The sequence below is a fragment of the Fodinicurvata sp. EGI_FJ10296 genome, from assembly GCF_040712075.1.
In the GTDB taxonomy this organism is placed as follows: domain Bacteria; phylum Pseudomonadota; class Alphaproteobacteria; order DSM-16000; family Inquilinaceae; genus JBFCVL01.
The window spans coordinates 482,974-499,124 of sequence record NZ_JBFCVL010000003.1; the positions used below are offsets into that span (position 1 = coordinate 482,974).

The window sequence follows — 16,151 nt, forward strand, 5'->3', positions numbered from 1 at the left end:
CATGACAACCATCGAGAACGATGCGGCAAGTGACGCAAGTCCGCCGAAATCGCGATTCCGGACTACGCTGCGCTGGGTCCGGCGTCACCCGACCGTAACAGCCGGCGCCTCGATCCTGGGACTGATCATCGGGGCCACGGTCGCAGCGCCGCTTCTGACCGGCTACGATCCCCTGATCATGGAGCCTCTGTCCCGGCGCCAGCCACCCTCGGTCGACCACATTCTCGGCACCGACGCCGTCGGCCGGGACATGTGGAGCCGGACGATCCACGGCGGGCGCGTCTCGCTGGTCATCGGCATCGTCGTGGCGCTGCTGGCGACGACGATCGGGCTGGTGATCGGCCTGGTCAGCGGCTACAACCGGATCGCGGACGCCATCCTCATGCGCGTCATGGACGGGCTCATGTCCATCCCGGCGATCCTGCTGGCGATCGCGCTGATGGCCGTGGCAAGCGCCAGCATAACCACCGTCATCGTGGCGATCACGATCGTGGAACTGCCGCGCGTCGTCCGCCTGGTGCGCAGTGTCGTGCTGTCGCTGCGCGAACAGCCCTATGTCGAGGCCGCCGTCGTCGTCGGCTCCCGTTTTCCGAAAATCCTGTTCCGGCACATCCTGCCGAACACCATCGCGCCCCTGACCGTCCAGGCGACCTATATCTGCGCCGCCGCCATCATCATTGAATCCCTGCTGTCGTTTCTGGGCGCGGGCACGCCGCCGGAAATCCCGAGCTGGGGCAACATCATGGCGGAAGGGCGGAGCTATTTCCAGCTCGCGCCCTGGATCATCCTGGTGCCGGGCATCTTTCTGGCGGTCACCGTGCTGGCGATCAATCTGCTCGGCGACGGCCTGCGCGACATGCTCGATCCCCGAATTGCGAGGCGGCTATGACAATCACGGAAGCCGAACGGCACCCCGCAGCGGCAGACGAGGCGGTTCCCGTTCTCGATGTCCGGGGGCTGAAGACCTATTTCGACACACTCGACGGCACGATCCGGGCGGTCGACGACGTAAGCTGGACCCTGAACAAGGGCGAGATCCTTGGCGTCGTCGGCGAATCCGGTTGCGGCAAGAGCATCACGGCGCTGTCGATCATGGGCCTGGTGCCGATGCCGCCCGGCCGCATCGAAGCCGGCAGCGTCAAGCTCGACGGCCGGGAACTGATCGGCCTGGACCAGCCGTCCATGCGCAAGCTGCGCGGCAATCGCATGTCGATGATCTTTCAGGAACCGATGACCTCGCTCGACCCGGTGATGAAGATCGGACGCCAGGTCGCGGAAACACTGATCCTGCATCGCGGGATGAGCCGGGCAGAAGCCCAGCGCCGGGCGGTGGAAATGCTGCGCATGGTCCGCATCGCCGAGCCGGAACGCCGGGCCGAGGAATACCCCCATCACCTGTCCGGCGGCATGCGCCAGCGCGTCATGATCGCCATGGCACTGGCCTGCCAACCGGACCTGCTGATCGCCGACGAGCCGACCACCGCGCTGGACGTGACCATCCAGGCCCAGATCCTGACGCTGATGCTCGACCTGCGCCGCGAATTCGGCACCGCCATCATGCTGATCACCCATGATCTGGGCGTCGTCGCGGAAACGGCGGACCGCGTGATCGTCATGTATGCGGGGCGCAAGGTCGAGGAAGCGTCGGTCTGGCAACTCTTCGACAGGCCGCGCCATCCCTATACCGTCGGCCTGCTCGGATCGGTGCCCAAGGTCGATCGTAGCGCCCCCGCCCAACGGGACCGGCTGGTCGAGATACCAGGGATCGTCCCACGCCTCGACCGGCAGATCGCGGGCTGCCGGTTTGCACCGCGATGCCCGCTGGCGACGGACATTTGCCGTCAGAAGGACCCGCCATTGGAACGACAGGACGAAGGCCACTATTCCGCATGCTGGCATGCAGAACGGGCGACGGAGGCCGCTTATGCTTGACGGAAATGCAACGCCATTGCTGGAAGTCGACAAGCTGGCCATGCGGTTCCCGATCCGCCGCGGCCTGTTCGGACGCACCGCGGGTCATGTTCACGCCGTCGATGGCGTCAGCTTCACGCTGGGACAGAGCGAAACGCTGGGCGTCGTCGGCGAATCCGGCTGCGGCAAGTCCACGCTCGCCCGGATGATCGTGCGCCTGGTCGAACCGACCGAAGGCTCGATCCGGTTCGAAGACACCGACATTACCCATCTGAAGCCGAACGCCATGCGTCGCTACCGGCGCAATATCCAGTTCGTCTTTCAGGACCCCTACGCGTCGCTGAACCCGCGCATCCGGGCCGGGGACATCGTCGGCGAAGCTCTGGAAAACTATGGCATCGCGCGCCGACAGGACCTGAAGGACCGCATCGAGGGCCTGTTCGACCGGGTCGGGCTGCGTGCCGATCAGATCCACCACTACCCGCACGAATTTTCCGGCGGCCAGCGCCAGCGCCTGGGCATCGCAAGGGCGCTGGCGCTCAATCCGAGCGTCATCATCGCCGACGAACCGGTTTCCGCGCTCGACGTATCGGTGCAGGCGCAGGTGATCAACCTGATGGCTGATCTTCAGGCCGAGCTGGGCATGTCGTATCTGTTCATTGCCCATGATCTGGCGGTGGTCCAGCATATCAGCCACCGCATCGCGGTGATGTATCTCGGCCGCATCGTCGAACTGGCTCCCCAACGCCGCCTGTTCGCCAACCCGGTCCACCCTTATACCGAAGCGCTGCTCGATTCCGTGCCGGTTCCGGACCCTCATCAGCGGCGCGAAAAGGCGGTTCTGCCCGGCGAGGTCCCGAGCCCGTCGAAACCGCCGCCCGGTTGTCATTTTCACACCCGGTGTCCTTTGGCCGAAGAACGCTGTCGACGGGAAGTGCCCCCCACCGTCGAAATCGAACCCGGCCATTTCGTCGCCTGCCATGTTCGCGCCCCGGCGCCATCAGAGGCGGCGCCGTCGTTTTCAACCCAAACGCCGCACCCGACCGGGAAACGGCCAGCAGGAGTGACCGCATGAGTACGACAGTGATCCGCAACGCCGCCTGGGTCGTCGCCTGGGACGCAGCGGCGAAAAAGCACGTCTATCGGCGCGACGCCGACGTCGCCTTCGATGGTGCGACGATCACCCATGTCGGTCCCGGATTCGCCGGCGACGCCACCACCGAAATCGACGGCCGTTCGCTGATGGTGATGCCGGGCCTCGTCAACATTCACGCCCACCCCCAACACGAGCCGTCCTATCGCGGCATCCGTGAAGAACATGGCCTGCGCAACCAGTACATGACCGGCCTCTATGAACGCTCGCAGGCGTTCGGCGCCACAGACGACGCGTTCCGCGAAGCGAGCTTCGAAGTCGCCGCCTCCGAACTGCTGTTGTCCGGCGTCACCAGCCTTTGCGACATCGGCGCCATCTGGCCGGGATGGCTTGACCTGTTCGCGCGCACGGGCCTGCGCGGCTTCGTCGCGCCGGGTTTCGCCACCGCCAAATGGAAGATGAAGAACGACCACAGCCTTGATTTCGACTGGGACGAGGCGCGCGGCCGCCAGGGTATGGAAGACGCGCTCGCCCTGATCGATACCCTGGCGGCGCATCCGTCGGGCCGCCTGTCCGGCGTCGTCTCGCCGATGCAGATCGAGAACTGTTCGGAAGATCTGCTGCGTGACAGCCATGCCGCCGCCCGCGAGCGCAGCATCCCCTTCACGCTGCACCTGTCGCAAGGCGTGCTTGAGCTGCAGGAGATGATCCGGCGCCACGGAAAGACGTCGATACAATGGGCCGAGGAAATCGGCATCCTCTCCCCCGGCACGGTGCTTGGGCACGCCATCTTCATCGATCAGCACTCGTGGATCCGGTGGTGGACAAAGCGCGATCTGGCGATCCTGGCCGAGAACCAGTGTGCCGTCGCGCATTGCCCGACCCCCTTCGCGCGCTATGGCCATATCATGGAGAATTTCGGCGATTACGTTCGGGCCGGCGTGATCATGGGAATCGGCACCGATACCACGCCGCACAACATGCTGGAGGAAATGCGCAAGGCCATGACCTTCGCGCGGATCGCCGGCCGGGATCTGGATACCGTATCGACGGAAATGATGTTCCACGCGGCCACGGTCGGCGGCGCCAAGGCCTTGATGCGCGACGATATCGGGCGTCTGGCGCCCGGCGCAAAGGCTGATATCGTGCTGTGCGATCTGACCAACCCATGGATGATGCCCGCGCGCGACCCCTTGCGGTCGCTGATCTTCCATGCCGCCGATCGCGGGGTAAAAGATGTCTTCATCGACGGGCAAAAGGTCGTGGCTGACGGCCACGTTCTGACCATCGATCATCTGGACGCGTGCGAGCGCCTGACCGAGGGACAGGCCCGTATGATGGCAAACGTGCCGAACCGGGACTATCTCGGCCGGACGGCCGACCAGATCGCGCCTTTGTGCTTGCCCGTTCAATAGACGGGACGCGGAAGGTTATCATTCCAAGTTCCCCGGGAATGCGCGAGGACATTCCCGGCCCCGTTTTATTCGCTTCGGTATGAATACCCAATAATACAACAAAACAGGGATGCAATTATGAAAATGAATAAATCCGCATGGTGCGCTGCTTTATTGAGCACCACCATACTCGTCGGCTCGATGGGGTCATCGGCGGCCGACGAAGAAATCACCATCCGGTCGATCCCGATCGGCAATCTGACGGTTCTGGATCCGATCTGGACCACGGCCTACATCACCCGGAACCATGCCTATATGGTCTGGGACACGTTGTTCGCCATGGACGAGAACAACGAAGTCCAGCCGCAGATGGTCGACACCTACGAGATCAGTGACGACGGGCTCACCTATACCTTCACATTGCGGGAAGGTCTGCTCTGGCATGACGGCGAACCCGTCACGGCTGCCGATTGCGTTGCGTCGATCGAACGATGGGCCGCCGTTGACGGCATGGGCCAGGCGATGATGCGCTATACTGACAGCATCGACGCCGTCGATGACGACACCTTCACCATCCAGCTCAGCGAGCCGATCGGATTCGTGCTCGAAGCCCTTGGAAAAATCGACAGCGTCGTCCCCTTCATGATGCCGGAACGATTGGCGCTGACACCCCCCGATGAACAGATTGAGGAAGTCATCGGCTCCGGCCCGTTCCGCTTCGTCGAAGACGAATGGGTTCCGGGCAGCGTTGTCGTCTATGAGCGGTTCGACGACTATGTCCCGCGCGACGAGCCGCCGAGCATGGCCGCCGGCGGCAAGGTCGTCCACATCGACCGCGTGGAATCGGTCTATATGCCCGATGCCGGCGTCGCAATGTCGGCGATCGGGGCCGGCGAGGTGGACATCTACGAATCCCCGCCAACCGATCTGCTGGGAATGCTCGAAGGCAATCCCGACGTCACGCTCCAGCCCAACGACCCGGTCGGCTGGCAGATCTTCATGGTGCTGAACAATCTTCATCCGCCCTTCGACGATCGCGAAGCGCGCGAGGCGATGCTCTGGGCGACGAACCAGGAAGACTACATGGCGAATGTGGCGGGCGATCCGGACCGGTACGAGGTCTGCCCCGCCTTTTTCGGTTGCGGCGGCCCGAACGAGAGCGATGCCGGGTCCGAGGCGATCCTCGCCGTCGATGTCGACCGGGCCCGCGCGATGATCGAGGAAGCCGGCGTTATGGGGGCCGATGTCGTTCTACTGGATCCGGCGGACAATTCCACACTTCATCCCGCCGCGCTCATGGGAACCCAGAGCCTGCGCGAGCTGGGATTCAACGTCATCGTTGAGGCTGTCGACTGGTCGACGTTGACCCAGCGCCGCGCGTCGCGAAATGCCCCCTCCGATGGCGGGTGGAATGTCTTCATTACCAGCGCCACGGCGACCGGCATGAACAATCCCCTCACCAACAACTACGCCAAGCACTGCGACGACGCATGGTATGGGTGGCCCTGTGACGAACGGATCCCCGAACTGACCGACGCGTGGGCTCTGGAAACCGATGAGGAGGCCCGGGCCGAGATCGTCGACGAACTTCAGCGGATTCACATGGAACACGTCACCTATGTGCCGCTGGGCCAGTTCCGCCGGGATGTCGTTTACTCCAACCAGATTTCCGGTGTTCTGCCGGGTCCGGCAATCTTCTACTGGAACATCAGAAAAGAAGACTAAGGCTCTCCCGATCGGAAACGCGAACCGGGGTCATCTGGAATCCGTGGACCCCGGATGACGCTTCGCGTCTCCGGGGAGGTGATCGAGCGGTGACGCCGCAAAGAGTCCCCTGCCCCGGACGCAATGCAGCATGAAATGCTGCTTTGCAGAGCCGGGGCCCACACTATCAACGCTCTCGCGGCACATGTGGACCCCGGATGTCGCTTCGCTCCTCCGGCGAATGGAATAGGAGGCGGATGGCGTGTCGAGAAACACAGTTGCCGGGATGAGAGGAATGGCGCGGATTGGAAATCGGCGCGTTTCCACCCTAACCAATTCCCGGGCGCAGAGAATGGAGTCCCTTCAGCGTCGGATCGGCAAGCTGCGCGGCGCCATGGCCTCGATCGAACGATTCGCCCAGTCCAGTTCCGGAATGCGTTTCAGCACGTCGGCCTGCGCCTTTTCCAGCGCCGCGGTCGCCGCCTCCAGGTCGATCGTCAGCACCCGGCCCTCTTTCACGACCTCCACGCCATCGACCCAGACATCGCGGATGACGCGGTCATCGGCGCTGTAAAGAAGCGTGCGCATCGGATCGTAGACTGGCCGCATCGCCGGGTCGTCCAGGTCGACGATCACGAAATCGGCCTTCGCCCCGACCTCCAGCCGCCCGATATCATCGCGCCTCAATGCCCTGGCGCCGTTGATCGTGGCGGCATTCAGAATATCGCTCGCCCTATGGTCGGCGACCGTTTCCGCAATGGTGCGCGCGGTATAGCTGGCCACGCGCAATTCAGTCAGGAAATTGTGCGGATAGGTATCGGTGCCGATCCCCACATTGACCCCGGCCTTCAGATACGACCCGAAGCTGCGCAGCGATATTCCCCGCCTGACAAATACCGTCGGGCAATGCGCGACCGTCGCGCCACGCTCGGCCAGCAACGGCAGATCGTCCCGCGAGGTCCAGTGCAGCCACGGGTGATGGTCGAGAAATATCGCATGCCCCAGGATCGCGCGATCGTCGAGCACGCCGAGGTCGTCCATCCACTGAACCGGCGTGCGGCCGTGCCGCCGATACATTTCGTGGAACTCCGTCACGCTCTGCGACACGTGAATCTGGAACGGCAGATCGCGTTCCACCGCAAAGGCGTGGCTTTCCTTCAGCAGTTCCGCCGTGCAGGTATCGATCTGCGCCGGACAGATCATGCCCGACAACCGACCGGACGGATGCTGGCGCGCGCGTTCGACAAGCTGAAATGCGTTGTCCATCGCCGCGCGGCCCTGCCCGGTGTCCCATTCGTATTCCAGCCGATGGCCGTCCCGGGTAAACCACCGCGCATCGCGATACATTGGCGCCGCACAGACCCGCATGCCGCTCTCGCCCAGAATATCGAGCCAGCCGTCGAAAGGCATCGACAGATCGACCAGCGTCGTCACCCCGCTTTTCAGCAGTTCGGCAATCGCGACCTGCATCGACGCCGCCGCGCTTTCCGGCGTCGAGGCGAAGACCGGCAGGTATTCGTAAAGCGAACTGTGGTGAAATCCCGGACTCAGTGTTTCGTCGGTCATGCTCCGCCGCAGCGGTTCGCTGGTCGGATGGCTGTGGATGTCGACGAAACCGGGCATCACCATGCGGCCGCGCCCGGAAATCGTCGTGTCGGCCGCGCCGTCGTACCCGTTGCCGATATGGATGATACTGTTGCCTTCGAACACCATATCGACATCGTTCATGAAGACATGTTCGCCCAGTTCCTTATCCCAGGCGATGAGCCAAGCGATGTTCTCGATTTTTGTTTTCGCCATGATTTTCCCGGTCGATCGTTTTCGGAAAGATTCTGTATCCCTGTAGGCTCGATCATACCGCGTCCGGGCCGGGACGTTCACGAAATTTCCGGGATCACCCCGGCATCCAGCCCAGAAACGACCACCACACATAGGCAAGGGGCAGCACGATCGGCGTCGTCGTGACGGCGAGCAACAGCAGAACCTTTACCGCGTCGGCCGCGCGCACGCCGCCCATGGCAAGCGCGACCACCAGCGGCGGCACCTGGTAGGGCAACAGAGGCGTGGCATAGCCGAATACCTGGGCCATGCCGACGGCCTCGATCGACCAGCCGGTCAACTGGGCGATTTCCGGGAACAGCGGCGCGGCGACGGCGGGCGCGCCCGGCATGGTCGCGGCCAGTCCCATGACCGTGGCCATCCCGGCCATGGAGACCATGACAGTGAAATCGCCGGCGCCGCTCAGCGGCACGATGCCCAACAGCCAGTCGCCCAGCGCCTGACCGGCGCCGGTCGCGGTCATGACAGGGCCAAGACTGAGCACCGCGGCGATATAGAGCAGGGTCGGCAGCTGGACCTTCTCCGCAAAGACCTTGAACGGCAGAATCCGCATCATCGGCAGCAGGCACGCGATCGCGGCGGCCATGCCGACCCACGCGGCAGCAATACCGTGGACGACATCACTGGCCCAGAACAGCAGCGTGATCAACAGGATGATCGCCAGCCGCCGGCCGTCCGGGGACAGGGCCGCCCGATCCGGCGCCTGTGCCGGCTCTTCGTCGCCGTCAGCGTCGATGACCGGCCGTTCGCCGAACAGGACGGTGATCAGGATGACGAGCACGAGACCCTTGATCAGGCCGATGACCGGGAAATGCAGCAGGAAATAGGACCCGTAGGTCAGCGTGACATCGTGCAACGCTTCCAGCGACCCGGCCAGCACGATATTCGGCAGATTGGCGGGCAGAAACGTGATCGGCACCACATAGGTGCCGATACCGCCGGCAAGGATCATTCCGGCATGCCCCCGACTGCCCGCCGCGTACCCCAGCCGTGGCGCCAACGCCGCGATCACCGGTATCAGGATCACGATCCGGCCCATGGTGGACGGCAGCACCAGCGCGAGGCCGGCGGAAAGCAGAACGATGAGAGCCACGAGCCGGCCGTAGCCGACCGCCGCAGCAGCATCTGCAGGCCCGCCTTCAGGCAAAGTCCGCGCCGCCAGCCACGACGCCAACCCCGTTCGGCTGACGGCAGCGCCCAGGATCAGGCCGGCGAAGATCAGCCAGAAGGCGCTTGTGGTAAAACCGGAAAAAGCGACGGACGGGGTTACGATTTCGCCGCCGACCCCGGCAACCAGAAAGATCATGCCTGTCACGGCTTCAGGCAGGATGCCGAATGCCCAGAACCCGATCGCGAAAACGATCAGGCCGGCGCCGCGCGCAAGCGTCGGGTCGGCGCTGCCAAGTTCCAGAATGACGGCGATCGACACCGCCGCCAGAATGATAGCCGTTCCGAGAATCTTCTTGTCGATAATCCGCATCGATAACGCGCTTCCCTTTTTGCGTCTCATCCGACGGAAATGCAGGACCGATAGGCGTTTGACACGGCCGAATGCCTGCACTAACCTCGATCCTTAGGAATCTAACAATGAGACGGCATGACAGTGAGTGACTTCGCTCTGTATTCTTGAATTGCCTTAAAACTTTTTGTATATGAGCGCTAGTCAAAAAAGCCATTGTTAGTGTTTACTTTTACGATCAGTAAAAGGACGCGCGCATGAATGCAGTAAATTCCCACCCGAAGTCAGGCCCCATTATGACGCCGGGTGAGGTCCGCAAGAGGATCGCATCGGGCGCTCACACCGGCACCACCGCCAATCTGGCGCCGGAATACGTTCAAGGGAATCTGGTTATACTGCCCAAGGCATTGGCATACGACTTTCTATCCTTCTGTCACGCCAATCCCAAGCCTTGTCCGGTGCTCGGCGTCAGCGAACCGGGCGACCCCGCCATCCCCAGTCTCGGCGAGATCGACATCCGCCGCGACATCCCCCGCTACAATGTCTATCGCGACGGTGTGCTGGCCGAGCAGGTCACTGATCTGGACGGTCTCTGGCGCGACGATCTGGTGAGCTTCGTGCTCGGCTGTTCCTTTTCATTCGAGGAGCCGCTGCTGGCTGAAGGCATCCCGCTGCGCCACATTTCCGAAGGCACCATTGTTTCGATGTACCGCACGAACATCGACACGCGGCCCGCCGGGCCATTCAGCGGACCGATGGTCGTCTCGATGCGCCCGCTTTCGCCGGCTCATGCCATCCGGGCGGTGCAGATCACAACGCGGTTCCCGTCAGTCCACGGCGCGCCGGTGCATCTCGCCGAACCGGGCCTGCTGGGCATAAAGGATATCGAAAAGCCGGACTGGGGCGACCCGCCGGGGATGCGGCCCGGTGAGATCCCGGTCTTCTGGGCCTGCGGCGTGACCCCTCAGGCCGCCATCGAACAGGCGCGGCCCGAGATTTGCATCACCCACACACCCGGGCACATGCTGATAACCGATCTGCTCAATCGGCATCTGGCAATCCTGTAACAACCAAACGAACGCGGGCCGCAAACTCTTCAATCCAATGATGGCCCCATCTCCAATGCACAAACAGGAGGCATTAATGACAATCAAGAGACAGGGATTATTGCGTTCCGCCGCGCTACCAGTCCTCGGCGCGGCCCTTCTCATGGCCGCACCGGCGCAAGCCGACAGCGGCCTGGACGAACGCGAATTCAATGTCGTCGGCAGTTGGAGCACCTCCAACCTTTATCCGGATTACGAAGAGCCGTTCTGGACAGAGACGCTTCCCGAAGCCTCCGACGGACGCCTGACCGCAACGGTATCGGCCTTCGATGAGCTGGGCCTGGCCGGCGGCGAGGTTTACGAGCTGGTGCAGCAGGGCGTCTACGATAGCGGCGCCACGGTGATCGAGTATGTCGCCGGCGAGGACCCGCGTTTCGAAGGCCACGACCTGCCGGCCATCGCAGATCCGGCTGTGTCCCGCGAACTGGTCGACGCCTACCGCGACACGCTGGCCCAGGCCTTTGACGAGGTTTACGATGCCCGGCTCGTCGGTATCGTGCCGTTCACGTCCCAGGTGGTCTACTGCAATACCGAAATCAGTGGCTTGCAGGATCTGGAAGGACTGCAGATCCGTGGCAGCGGCCCGATGACCATGGGCTTTATCGAGGCCGTCGGCGGCAGCGCCCAGGCGGTCAGCTTCAACGAAGTGCCGATCGCGCTCGAACGTGGCGTCATCGATTGTGGCATCACCGGCGCGCTGTCGGGTTACCTCGCTGGATGGACCGAAGTCGCCACCCATTTCTATCCGCTGCCGACTGGCGGATGGGACCATATCGGCATCGTTTTCTCCAATCAGACCTGGGATGGACTAAACGAGGAAACGCAGAGCTTCCTGCTCGACGAATTCGCCGCTCTTGAGGACCTGGTCTGGGGCGACGCGACTGCCATGACCCAAGCCGGGATTGCCTGCAATACTGGCGGCGACTGTCCGGCCGGCGAGGCGCACGACCTGACACTCGTCGAAGTGACGGACGAGGATCTGGCCTACGCCGCCGAACTGGTTCAGGAGACCGTGTTGCCGGCCTGGTTCGAGCGCTGCGGCGAAGAATGCGCCACCCAGTGGCAGAATACTGTCGGCGAGGTCTATTCCGCCCAGTATGACTGACCGGTATGACTGACCGGTATGACTGACCAGGACGACTGATGCCATGTCCGGGCGCTGCTGCCGGGTTTGCCGGCCGCAGCGCGCGGCGCCTGCGCTTTGGTCGTCACGCAGACGATCCGGTCTTGCCCGCTCGTTACCCCGCTTGGGAGACCTCTTGTCCTTCATGGCCTCACCCGACCGAGCTGCTCATAATTTCGACGCACTCATCGCCAGGATCCACACCCTATCGCGTATTGCCGTCATCATCGGCGGAAGCCTGATGCTGCTGTCGGCCGTCGGCATCACCATCGATGTCATTCTGCGCCGGATCCTGCACCTGTCGACCTGGGGGGCAAGCGAGTTCTCATATTACGCGCTTGCCGTATCCACGAGCTGGTCGTTTGCCTATGCCCTTCTGGTCAAGGCGCATATCCGCATCGACGCGCTGACCCAGCGATTGGCAACGCCACTCCGCGTCGCCTGCGACGTCATTGCCATGGTGGGTCTTGCCGCCTTTGCAATTCTCGCCACCGGCGCGGTTTACGATCTATTCGAACGATCGTGGCAGCGCGGGTCGACATCGATCACGACCATGGCCACGCCGCTCTGGATACCGCAAGGGCTGTGGCTGGCAGGATTTGCTTTCTTCGCGTTCGTCAGCGCATTGCTGCTGCTGCGCGTCGCGTTCGCGCTGCTCGTTGAACGGAAGCTCGCTCCCGTCGACCGCTACGCCGGCTCGCCGCTGCTTGAGGATGATATCGACAGCTCCACGCAAAGCGTTGCCGCGACAAGGCGTTCAGGCACGGGGACCGGCCAATGATGCTGACCACGACGATCGTTGTGCTGCTGGTCCTGCTTGCGATCAGCATTCCGGTGGCCGCGGTCATGTTCATTCTGGCGCTGATCCTGGACTGGCAGTTCGCCGCGCCGCCGCTGACCGCAGCCCTGCCCAACCAGCTCTGGAATACGAGCACCAGCTTCATTCTCGTCGCCATTCCATTGTTCATCATGATCGGCGAGATCCTGCTGCGTTCGGGGATCGCCAACAAGGTCTACGAGTCCCTGGACAGCTGGCTCTCCTGGATGCCGGGCGGGCTGATGCACGCCAATATCGGCACGGCGACCATGTTTTCCGCGACCTCGGGATCCAGTGTCGCGACATCGGCCACGGTAGGCACGATCGCGCTGCCGCAGGGGGTGAGGCTGGGATACGACGATCGGTTCTTCGCCGGATCGATTGCTGCCGGCGGCACGCTGGGGATCCTCATCCCGCCATCGATCAACCTGATCATCTACGGCTTTCTGGCCCAGACATCGATTCCGCAGCTTTTCCTTGCCGGGATCATTCCCGGTCTGGGGCTGGCACTGATTTTCATGCTGATCATTCTGGTCATGTGCTGGTGGCGGCCAGCCTGGGGCGGAACCCGGCGCAGTTCGGATATGGGAACGCGCATGCGCAATCTGGTGCATCTGGTTCCCGTGCTGATCCTGTTCGCCTTCATCGTCGGATCGATCTATGGCGGCTGGGCGACACCGACCGAGGCCGCCGCCGTCGGCACCATCGCCGCCATCGCCCTGGCCTGGAACGCCGGCGGCCTGTCCTGGCGCATGATGGGTGCCGCGCTGGAAGGCACGATGCGCACAACCGCCATGATCATGCTGATCCTGCTGGCCGCTAACTTCCTCAACTTCGTGCTCGCTTCGGTCGGCCTGACCGATCAGCTGCTGACCTATATCGACTCGCTCGATCTGACCCGCCTTCAGACTCTGATGGCGATTATCCTGTTCTACATCGTGCTGGGATTCTTCGTGGAAACCCTGTCACTGATGATCGTGACCATACCCATCGTCGCGCCACTGATGGTCGAACTGGGATACGACCCGGTCTGGTTCGGGATTCTGCTGATCGTCCTGATCGAAATGGCGTTGATCACACCCCCGATCGGCCTGAACCTGTATGTCGTTCAAAGCGTTCGCAAACGCGGAAGCCTGACCGACGTCATGGTCGGGGCGATTCCATTCGTCATCGCCATGTTCGGCATGGTCATTCTTCTGGTGCTTTTCCCCCAGATCGCGCTGTTCATACCGCAACTGGCCAGCGGATAGCCGCGTTTTACATCTGCGGTCAAGCGGCGACGCTGCACCAGACTCACGGGATCAGTAGAAACCCACCTCGCGCACGTCGATCTCGGCGTCATGGTCCCGGCCAAACGCGACGACAGCGACCGACCTCAGACTGCGGGCGCGCGGGATAGTGCGCAGCAGGGCGCCCGAGGCGACGAATGCGTCCAGGGGCAGGCGCACATCGCTCCACGTCCGTGTGACGTCAAATCCCGCCTGATAATATTGCCAGGGCAGAATCGTGCCCGCCGTGCGCAGATGAACGAAATAGCGCTGATCATTGCCGCGGACGACAAGGCGAACACCGGTCGTGCTTTCTGGCGGTGGGCTGGCCAGATCCAGCCGAATCTGAATGAAACCACCCCTGTTGGCCGTGCTGACGCGGCCGGTCATGCGCGCATAGGGTTGGCCGTCTTCCTGCAGATAGACGACCTTTCCCGACGACACGCCGCCCATTACTGCATCCGAAAAGAACCGCCAGCGGGTTTCCGGCTGCATCGTGCAATCCTCGATCACTGTTTCGCTGGTCGATACGGGCGCGCACAGTTCCGACCCGCGATTGCGACCCCGATGATCGCAACATCGATCATGCCAGCGTCATCACGGTGCTGATCCCCGGATCAGAAATAGTTGTTCAGCACCCTGATCGTGTAATCGTGGCGAATCATACCCATGCCGTTCGGTGTCGGATCGTTCAGGCGCAGCGATACGGTGGCGCCTTCCTTCGGCGGTTCGGCCCGCGTCGGGACCGTCCCGCTCAGGATCATCATGCCTTCGCGGTCTTCGCCAGGTGCGGTGCGCGCGACGAAATCGAAGATTTCCTGCCACGGAAGCAACTGGCCGAGCGTGCCATCCTGCAGCACCGTATCGCCGCAGGTCGAGGTGAGTTGCAGGTCGTCCCAACGGTCGCTGACGGCATCCAGCGGCCAGACGGTCCGGCCGACGATTTTCGGGCAGACATTCTTGGAAAGCTCGATTGACTGCGCTTCCAGTTTGCGGTCGGTCTGATCGCTCGCCACCGTGACATAGTCGCGGCCCTGATAGCGGATGAAGGCGCATTCGATCTCCGGCGTCGTGGCGTCCTTGTAGACCGATATCTGTTCGGCATTGGTGACGAGCGTCGGGATCACCGGGAACAGGATCGGCACGCTCGCTGGCGGACTGACGCCGATCGCGCGCATCTCCTCGATGTGGTGATCGATTGACGCGCGGTCGCGGCCCGTGAAACCGGCTGCCACGACCGTCTTGATCGGCATCGTAATCCGGTCCTCACCGCAGTCGAACGTGATACTCTGATGCATTCTCCGGCTCCTCCAGGCGCAAAATTCATTAGACAACGTAGCTTACGCCATCGTTTCTTTAGACGAAAGCGCCGAACCCCTTTCACCAGACCGGCAAGCCGCGCTGGTCCGGGGGCAGGCATCGCCAGATAGTGGATGGGGACGGAGGATCGATTGAGCCCGACAGCACTGGAGCGAAACCCGGAAAAAGCGGGACGGCAAAAGCTGGTCGGGCTTGTGTGTGGGGTGTCGGTAACGCTGATCTGGTCGGGCTGGATCGTGGTGTCCCGGTTCGGTGTCCAGCAGACGCTGACCATATACGACATCACGGCGCTGCGGTTCGGCGTCGCGGCGGTGATCGTCCTGCCCTTCGCGATCATGGACAGAAGCTGGCGCCGCCGCCCCGGCCTGATGGTGCTGATCGCGGTCTCCGCGGGCGCCCCCTATGCGCTGACCGCCGTCGCCGGAATGCAATACGCACCCGCGTCCCATGCCGGGGTTTTCATCAACGGACTGCTGCCGATATTCGCCGCCCTGATCGGCTGGCTCTGGCTGGGCGAGGGTGTGGGCATGGCCCGGCGGGTCGGCATGGCCCTGATCGTTGTTGGCGCCGGAGCCCTCGCCGTCGCCGCCACCGGCGGAACGGGTTTTCAAGAACTGGCGACCGCCCGGCGCGGGCATCTTTTCTTCCTCGCGGCCGGTGCGATGCTCGCCTTCTACATGGTCGCCGTCCGGGCGTGGCGGATCAGCCTGCGCGAGATCATCGTTGTCGTGCCGCTGTTCAGCGCGCTGGGATTCGTGCCGCTATGGCTGGCGGTTCTGCCCAGCACCCTGCTTGAGGCGCCGGTCGGCGAGATCGTTTTGCAGGGGGCCTATCAGGGGCTGCTGGTCAGCCTGGCCGCGCTGTTGCTGATGGCAAGGACCGTGCAAACCCTCGGCGCCACGACCACCGCCGTATTCATGGCCGGCGTGCCGCCATTGTCCGGCCTGTTGAGCATTCCGGTGCTGGGGGAAGTTCCCGGGCCACTCGAATGGGCGGGTATGGCCCTGACGGCAGTGGGAATTGCCCTGGCCTCCGGATCTATCGGGGGCGCTATGGGCTGGACTTTCGGCCCGGCGCTTCGCCGCATATCCAATAGATGATGTTAACGTTCCAGAAT

At 63.0% G+C, this 16,151-nt stretch carries 14 protein-coding genes; 10 read left to right on the forward strand and 4 right to left on the reverse strand.

The window, feature by feature from the left end:
* Position 1: 1 nt before the first annotated feature.
* The 5 genes from ABZ728_RS08425 (at position 2) to ABZ728_RS08445 (ending at position 6,123) form a co-directional block, all read left to right on the forward strand.
* Positions 2–889 carry an ABC transporter permease gene (locus ABZ728_RS08425; protein ID WP_366655646.1) on the forward strand — a complete coding sequence of 296 codons (888 nt, stop codon included), beginning with the start codon at positions 2–4 and terminating at the stop codon, positions 887–889.
* Positions 886–1,932 (forward strand): ABC transporter ATP-binding protein, encoded by a 1,047-nt coding sequence (locus ABZ728_RS08430; protein WP_366655647.1) that lies wholly within the window; start codon positions 886–888, stop codon positions 1,930–1,932. The genes ABZ728_RS08425 and ABZ728_RS08430 overlap by 4 nt, the downstream gene beginning before the upstream one ends.
* Positions 1,925–2,986: an oligopeptide/dipeptide ABC transporter ATP-binding protein gene (locus tag ABZ728_RS08435; protein ID WP_366655648.1), complete on the forward strand. Its 1,062-nt coding sequence runs from the start codon at positions 1,925–1,927 to the stop codon at positions 2,984–2,986. Before ABZ728_RS08430 ends, ABZ728_RS08435 begins: the two co-directional genes overlap by 8 nt.
* On the forward strand, positions 2,983–4,419 hold the full coding sequence (locus ABZ728_RS08440; protein WP_366655649.1) for an amidohydrolase family protein: 1,437 nt from the start codon (positions 2,983–2,985) through the stop codon (positions 4,417–4,419). Before ABZ728_RS08435 ends, ABZ728_RS08440 begins: the two co-directional genes overlap by 4 nt.
* 117 nt (positions 4,420–4,536) lie before the next feature.
* Positions 4,537–6,123 carry an ABC transporter substrate-binding protein gene (locus ABZ728_RS08445; protein WP_366655650.1) on the forward strand — a complete coding sequence of 529 codons (1,587 nt, stop codon included), beginning with the start codon at positions 4,537–4,539 and terminating at the stop codon, positions 6,121–6,123.
* 342 nt (positions 6,124–6,465) lie between these two features.
* Here ABZ728_RS08445 and ABZ728_RS08450 read toward each other — a convergent pair whose 3' ends face one another.
* The gene (locus ABZ728_RS08450; RefSeq protein ID WP_366655651.1) at positions 6,466–7,902 is read right to left on the reverse strand and encodes an amidohydrolase family protein; all 1,437 of its coding nucleotides are present in this window, start codon (positions 7,900–7,902) and stop codon (positions 6,466–6,468) included.
* A gap of 94 nt (positions 7,903–7,996) precedes the next feature.
* The gene (locus ABZ728_RS08455) at positions 7,997–9,421 is read right to left on the reverse strand and encodes an SLC13 family permease (protein WP_366655652.1); all 1,425 of its coding nucleotides are present in this window, start codon (positions 9,419–9,421) and stop codon (positions 7,997–7,999) included.
* A gap of 236 nt (positions 9,422–9,657) precedes the next feature.
* Here ABZ728_RS08455 and ABZ728_RS08460 point away from each other — a divergent pair, with 236 nt between their 5' ends.
* From ABZ728_RS08460 to ABZ728_RS08475, 4 genes are all read left to right on the forward strand, one after another.
* Complete coding sequence (locus ABZ728_RS08460; protein WP_366655653.1) at positions 9,658–10,467, forward strand: putative hydro-lyase; 810 nt, start codon at positions 9,658–9,660, stop codon at positions 10,465–10,467.
* A 76-nt stretch (positions 10,468–10,543) separates the two neighbouring features.
* Entirely contained in the window at positions 10,544–11,611 is a 1,068-nt protein-coding gene (locus ABZ728_RS08465) for a TRAP transporter substrate-binding protein (RefSeq protein ID WP_366655654.1), read from the forward strand.
* A gap of 163 nt (positions 11,612–11,774) precedes the next feature.
* A complete protein-coding gene (locus ABZ728_RS08470; RefSeq protein ID WP_366655655.1) occupies positions 11,775–12,410 on the forward strand; it encodes a TRAP transporter small permease in 636 nt (211 codons plus the stop codon).
* Entirely contained in the window at positions 12,407–13,696 is a 1,290-nt protein-coding gene (locus tag ABZ728_RS08475; RefSeq protein ID WP_366655656.1) for a TRAP transporter large permease, read from the forward strand. Before ABZ728_RS08470 ends, ABZ728_RS08475 begins: the two co-directional genes overlap by 4 nt.
* A gap of 51 nt (positions 13,697–13,747) precedes the next feature.
* Here the strand turns inward: ABZ728_RS08475 and ABZ728_RS08480 are convergent, their stop codons facing one another.
* Entirely contained in the window at positions 13,748–14,209 is a 462-nt protein-coding gene (locus ABZ728_RS08480) for a CIA30 family protein (RefSeq protein WP_366655657.1), read from the reverse strand.
* A gap of 122 nt (positions 14,210–14,331) precedes the next feature.
* The gene (locus ABZ728_RS08485; protein ID WP_366655658.1) at positions 14,332–15,012 is read right to left on the reverse strand and encodes a DUF2848 family protein; all 681 of its coding nucleotides are present in this window, start codon (positions 15,010–15,012) and stop codon (positions 14,332–14,334) included.
* A 153-nt stretch (positions 15,013–15,165) separates the two neighbouring features.
* Here ABZ728_RS08485 and ABZ728_RS08490 point away from each other — a divergent pair, with 153 nt between their 5' ends.
* Complete coding sequence (locus ABZ728_RS08490) at positions 15,166–16,134, forward strand: DMT family transporter (protein ID WP_366655659.1); 969 nt, start codon at positions 15,166–15,168, stop codon at positions 16,132–16,134.
* The last annotated feature ends 17 nt before the right edge of the window (positions 16,135–16,151 follow it).

Coding starts and splice junctions, on each gene's coding strand:
- ABZ728_RS08435 (WP_366655648.1), top strand. CDS start 1,925: ATGCTTGACGGAAATGCAACGCCATTGCTGGAAGTCGACAAGCTGGCC.
- ABZ728_RS08470 (WP_366655655.1), top strand. CDS start 11,775: ATGGCCTCACCCGACCGAGCTGCTCATAATTTCGACGCACTCATCGCC.
- ABZ728_RS08485 (WP_366655658.1), bottom strand. CDS start 15,012: ATGCATCAGAGTATCACGTTCGACTGCGGTGAGGACCGGATTACGATG.
- ABZ728_RS08465 (WP_366655654.1), top strand. CDS start 10,544: ATGACAATCAAGAGACAGGGATTATTGCGTTCCGCCGCGCTACCAGTC.
- ABZ728_RS08430 (WP_366655647.1), top strand. CDS start 886: ATGACAATCACGGAAGCCGAACGGCACCCCGCAGCGGCAGACGAGGCG.
- ABZ728_RS08445 (WP_366655650.1), top strand. CDS start 4,537: ATGAAAATGAATAAATCCGCATGGTGCGCTGCTTTATTGAGCACCACC.
- ABZ728_RS08455 (WP_366655652.1), bottom strand. CDS start 9,421: ATGCGGATTATCGACAAGAAGATTCTCGGAACGGCTATCATTCTGGCG.
- ABZ728_RS08440 (WP_366655649.1), top strand. CDS start 2,983: ATGAGTACGACAGTGATCCGCAACGCCGCCTGGGTCGTCGCCTGGGAC.
- ABZ728_RS08450 (WP_366655651.1), bottom strand. CDS start 7,902: ATGGCGAAAACAAAAATCGAGAACATCGCTTGGCTCATCGCCTGGGAT.
- ABZ728_RS08480 (WP_366655657.1), bottom strand. CDS start 14,209: ATGCAGCCGGAAACCCGCTGGCGGTTCTTTTCGGATGCAGTAATGGGC.
- ABZ728_RS08460 (WP_366655653.1), top strand. CDS start 9,658: ATGAATGCAGTAAATTCCCACCCGAAGTCAGGCCCCATTATGACGCCG.
- ABZ728_RS08425 (WP_366655646.1), top strand. CDS start 2: ATGACAACCATCGAGAACGATGCGGCAAGTGACGCAAGTCCGCCGAAA.
- ABZ728_RS08475 (WP_366655656.1), top strand. CDS start 12,407: ATGATGCTGACCACGACGATCGTTGTGCTGCTGGTCCTGCTTGCGATC.